The organism is Rathayibacter iranicus NCPPB 2253 = VKM Ac-1602 (genome assembly GCF_003149025.1).
Taxonomy (GTDB): Bacteria; Actinomycetota; Actinomycetes; order Actinomycetales; family Microbacteriaceae; genus Rathayibacter; species Rathayibacter iranicus.
Genome location: NZ_QGDV01000039.1, coordinates 1 through 2,940 on the forward strand (window position 1 = coordinate 1; position 2,940 = coordinate 2,940).

A 2,940-nucleotide genomic window follows, 5' to 3' on the forward strand; every position below is an offset into this window, starting at 1 on the left:
TTACGTCGCTCTTCACGCGACGCCCTATCAATAGCCAACAATGTCACTCCTCCCGTAAGGAGACCCACCCCTTACACACACCATTTGACACGCTCGTCCGATCACCACCGGGTTCCCCGCGCGAACCTCGTCAACGAGCGTCGTAACCTGCTGCCACGCCTGGTGACGCACGTCCTCATCGAAGACGAGGGCCTCGATCCCACGCCCCGTGTCACGCAAATTCATCTGCGCCGCACCGCTGACCAGCTGCCCCACGCCAGACCCGACACCAGCGACGAGCTGCCCCGCCCACGACCCGGACTCAACCGCCGGCCGCATCACAGTGACGTCATACCACCGGCCCACCTGATCGCTGGCCATCCCGGCCAGATTCAACCCCTCACCGGTCGACGCAATCGACGCGTCGTTAATCGCGCTGTTCACACCCCCCACAATCAACGACCCACCCAGCCCCGCGAACGCCAACGTCGCACCCGCGCTGATTCGATCCGCGTCTCCCGCTGACACTTCACAATCAGACGCAAAATCCTCTTGGTTTTACTCGCCGGCTAGCTCAGCCTCAAGCTGCGCCGTCCAAGCTTCGTCACCCTTCCAGAACCTCCAGAAGTTGTCCTTCTTCTCCTCGTCAGAGAGATCATCGTAGTATGTCCAATCACCCTCAGCAGTGCCCGCTGTGGTGTCCACCGCCCAGCGAAACCGCACTGGGGATTTACCCTGCAGGATACGGAGGATGTCGTGCAGTTCCGTGATTCGCGGCCTGACGAAAGCGACATTCTCATAGAACTCGGCATCATCCAGGACAGCAGAGACGTCGAGGACGCGACCGCCGACAATGACAGTCCTGATGTTACCCTCGACGCCTGTGACATTTCCACGACTGTCGTCCGTGATTTTACCTTGCACGTAGAACTTGTCGACTTTATCACCGACCTGCTCCATGCTGAAGATAAGAATCTCGTCTTGGATCTCCGCCAGCCGTTCGAAACTATTCTCGTTGTTCATTACAGTTCCCTCATCAATATTTTGTACGGGGTTTGGGAAATTGTCGCCGTCAGGTTCGCCGTCGATTTTATATCGAACATCCAAACTTATTGGTCGTTTGCCGCCGTCGTAAAGAACCTTGATCTCGATATCAGTGACGGCGCGTGGGGGGACGCCACGGAGAGCATCTTCCCAGGCCCGTTCCATTGCCCTCCATACCGACCGTCGCGATGGTGACGTGATTGATGGCACTGTTCACCCCGCCGACCATCAGCGAACCGCCCAGGGCACTAAATCCCAGAGACAGACCACCCGTGAACGGGGCCGCACCGATCCCGACGGCGGTGACCACGGCGCCCGCGACGACCTGCAACCCATCCCACATCAAGCCCCAGAGAGCGTCTTCTGTCCGCTTCCACTCCGCCTCCGCGGTCACATCAGCGACATACCCCGAGAACAGAGCCCTCCACCCAGCGGATGCGACCTCCCGATTCTGCTCGCAATATTCCACCCCCCGTCAGCCCCCCAGCCTCCCGAGCGTGAGGTTAAAGCTCCCCGGGAGGTAGGAGCGTCCCTGCCCGACAGTCAGACTCCCCAGGTTTGCCACAACCCGGTTCAACTCCGCCACGAGGTTTTTCACCTGACCGAACCCCGGATCCGTGGCCTCATACGCGGCCCACGTCTCCTGTTGAGTCTTCGCGATCGAACGCAAGATCCTCCTGGTCTTACTCGCCGGCGAGCTCGGCCTCAAGCTGCGCTTTCCACGCGAAGTCGCCTTTCCAGTTCTGCCAGAAGTCGTCCTTTTTCTCTTCGTCAGTCAGGTTGTCGTAGTACGTCCAGTCGCTCTCGACCATGCCGGTTCGGGTGTCTACCACCCAACGAAATCGCACTGGAGATTTACCCTGAAGGGCGATAAGCAAGTTATGCAGCTCTTCAATTCGAGGGAGAATATATCTTGAATTCTCGCGATACTCTTCTTTGGTCACAACTTTTATGTTGTCAACCACCTTGCCGTCCACGATCGCATAGTCCAGTTGCCCTTGAACGCTGGTAATATTGCCGAGATCATCGTCAGAGACTTTACCCTGAATATAAAGCTTCTCGACATCATCACCCACCTGCCCCAAGGTAAAGTCAATGATTTCTTCCTGGATCTGCGACAACCGCTCAAAATTTGATTCGTTGTTCATATTGGCTCCCATTGCTATTCATAGGGTAGGGGATTCGGAATATTTGCCCTGGATGGCTTCCCGTCGATTTCGTACTCGATCTCGAAGGCGGTTGGTCGGTTGGTGTCGTCGTAGAGAACCTTGATTTCGATATTAGTGACCGTGCGTGGTGGGACGTCGGTGAGAGCATCTCGCCAGTCGCGTTCCATGGCGGTCCATTTCGATCCTGCGCCCCGGTTCACCGACTTGGCTTGGCTGACGAGATTTTCCAAGGCGGGGCTGCCGTCGAACATGTCGGCGATCAGGTGACCGGCATCGTCACCACGGAGCCTACCCGGGGTGAGGCGCATATTCCTGAACCGCTTACGTGCGGTTTTCAAAAACAGGTTCGCGACGGTGACCCGCTCGATCAGACCGTCAGCGTTCGTTTCATACACGTACCGGTGGTTCGTGCCGGGTGCACTCGCACGATATCTCACGTTGGGAAGCAGCGCACCCTTACGGTCCGGATCAAAGGGATCCAGAACCTCCGTCTTCTCGCCAGGAGTAACGCTTCCCGGCCCGTCAACACCACGGGGCCTTTCCTCCGGACCATCAACACCACGAGGCTTCTGCTCCGGCCCATCAATACCGCGGGGCTTGCCGGTAGCCCCGTCAATGCCGTCTGCTGGCCGTATCGTCGGGGTGAATTCGTTGCTGACTGTCACCCCTCCCGCGCCGAGGTCATTCTTGAGCCACTCCAGGGCGCTGGTGGTCCTGCTCGGGTTCGTGATGATGGGTTTCCCGAAGT

At 58.0% G+C, this 2,940-nt stretch carries 5 protein-coding genes; all 5 read right to left on the reverse strand.

Annotated features, from left to right (window positions below; genetic code table 11):
* Window positions 1–27: 27 nt before the first annotated feature.
* The gene (locus B0H03_RS15935; RefSeq protein ID WP_127844038.1) at window positions 28–423 is read right to left on the reverse strand and encodes a hypothetical protein; all 396 of its coding nucleotides are present in this window, start codon (window positions 421–423) and stop codon (window positions 28–30) included.
* A 114-nt stretch (window positions 424–537) separates the two neighbouring features.
* Window positions 538–1,188: a hypothetical protein gene (locus B0H03_RS15940; protein ID WP_127844039.1), complete on the reverse strand. Its 651-nt coding sequence runs from the start codon at window positions 1,186–1,188 to the stop codon at window positions 538–540.
* Window positions 1,133–1,417, reverse strand: coding sequence for a hypothetical protein (locus B0H03_RS16975; protein WP_160487421.1), 285 nt, complete (start codon window positions 1,415–1,417; stop codon window positions 1,133–1,135). The genes B0H03_RS15940 and B0H03_RS16975 overlap by 56 nt, the downstream gene beginning before the upstream one ends.
* A 289-nt stretch (window positions 1,418–1,706) precedes the next feature.
* Window positions 1,707–2,171 carry a hypothetical protein gene (locus B0H03_RS15955; RefSeq protein WP_127844040.1) on the reverse strand — a complete coding sequence of 155 codons (465 nt, stop codon included), beginning with the start codon at window positions 2,169–2,171 and terminating at the stop codon, window positions 1,707–1,709.
* Between the two features lie 14 nt (window positions 2,172–2,185).
* Window positions 2,186–2,940 (reverse strand): DNA/RNA non-specific endonuclease (locus tag B0H03_RS15960; RefSeq protein WP_207774264.1); only part of this gene is annotated, 755 nt, incomplete at its 5' end.